General features: G+C 70.9%; 1 protein-coding gene. It reads left to right on the plus strand.

What is annotated here, in order from left to right; genetic code table 11:
• The first annotated feature begins 245 nt into the window (after positions 1-245).
• Positions 246-1,637 carry a nucleobase:cation symporter-2 family protein gene (locus ACFXA3_RS42105; RefSeq protein ID WP_385196743.1) on the plus strand — a complete coding sequence of 464 codons (1,392 nt, stop codon included), beginning with the start codon at positions 246-248 and terminating at the stop codon, positions 1,635-1,637.
• Positions 1,638-1,774: the final 137 nt, after the last annotated feature.

A 1,774-nucleotide genomic window follows, 5' to 3' on the forward strand; every position in this document is an offset into this window, starting at 1 on the left:
GGGGGGGGGCCGCGGCGGCGGTCCCGGGGCCCCGCCCGAGGGATATCCGAGGGCGCCCTCCGGGGCGGTGACTCGTGCCACCGCTGCTTTTCCCCTTCTGTGGAACCGACTCGGGCGAATCGTTTCCGCATGCCGTGGACCACGGCACCCCACACCTGCACACACAGGCTCGACTCGCACAGCTTTCGCACCACCTCCAAGAAACCCACGTCCCCGCCGACGTGTCTAACCGACCGGAGGAAGCCGTGGCAGCAACGCCCAGGTTTCGCAAAGACGCAGTCGCAATACCGGTGGAGAAGCACCCGGTCGACGAGACCCTGCCTCCGCTGAAAATGTTCACGAGCGGTCTCCAGCACGTGGCCGCCATGTACGCGGGTGTCGTGGCCCCGCCCATGATCGTCGGCCCGGCCGTCGGACTCTCCGCCACGGAGACCGCGTTCCTGATGGGTGCCTCGCTCTTCACCGCCGGCCTCGCCACCCTCCTCCAGACCCTCGGGTTCTGGAAGATCGGCGCCAAACTCCCCTTCGTCAACGGCGTTTCCTTCGCCGGCGTGACCCCGATGATCGCGATCGGCAAGGGGGAGGGGGACCACGCCATCCCCGTCATCTTCGGCGCGATCATCGTCGCCGGGGTCATCGGCTTCTTCGCCGCCCCCTACTTCGGCAGACTCGTCCGCTTCTTCCCGCCCGTGGTCACCGGTACGGTCATCACCCTGATCGGCGTCTCCCTGCTGCCGGTGGCCTTCAACTGGTCACAGGGCGGCAACCGCACCGCCGCCGACTACGGCTCGATGAAGAACATCGGCATGGCCGCCGTCACCCTCGTCATCGTGCTGGTGATGCGCAAGTTCCTGCGCGGCTTCCTCCAGCAGATCTCCATCCTGCTCGGCCTGGTGGCGGGCACGCTGATCGCCCTGCCGCTCGGCATGACCAGCTTCGACACCGTCAAGAACGCCTCCCTGGTGGGCTTCCCGACGCCCTTCCACTTCGGCGCCCCGCAGTTCCAGACCGCAGCCATCGTCTCCATGTGCATCGTCATGCTCGTCTGCATGACCGAGTCCACCGCCGACATCCTGGCCCTCGGCAAGATCGTCGGCCAGCCGGCCGACGCGAGGACCATCGAGGGCGGACTGCGCGCCGACACCCTCGGCAGCGCGCTCAGCCCGCTGTTCAACGGGTTCATGTGCAGCGCCTTCGCACAGAACATCGGGCTCGTGGCGATGACGAAGGTCCGCAGCCGGTTCGTCGTCGCCGCGGGCGGCGGCATCCTGATCCTGCTCGGCCTCTGCCCGATGGCCGCCTCCGTCATCGGCGTGGTCCCGCTGCCGGTCCTCGGCGGCGCCGGCATCGTGCTGTTCGGCTCGGTGGCGGCCAGCGGCATCCAGACCCTGGCGGGCGCGGCCATGGAGAAGGGCGAGAACGCCCTGATCGTCGCCGCCTCGGTCGGCATCGGCCTGATCCCGATCGCGGCGCCGGACTTCTACCACGCCTTCCCGAAGGACCTGCTGGTCGTCCTGGACTCCGGGATCAGCACCGGCTGCGTGGTGGCCATCGTGCTCAACCTGGCCTTCAACCACTTCGGGGCCCGGCGGGCCGCCGCGGCCGAGGGGTGCGCGGAGCCGCTGCCCGCGCACTGAGTCCCGTACCGGAGGAGAACGCGACGGGGGGGGGGGGGGGGGGGGGCCCCCCCCCGGGGGGGTGGGGGCGCGCGGGCGCGCGCGCGCGCGGGGGCGGGGGGGGGGCCCCCACCCCCCCCCCCCCCGCGCCGCCGCGC

The sequence above is a fragment of the Streptomyces sp. NPDC059456 genome (assembly GCF_042750055.1).
In the GTDB taxonomy this organism is placed as follows: Bacteria; Actinomycetota; Actinomycetes; order Streptomycetales; family Streptomycetaceae; genus Streptomyces.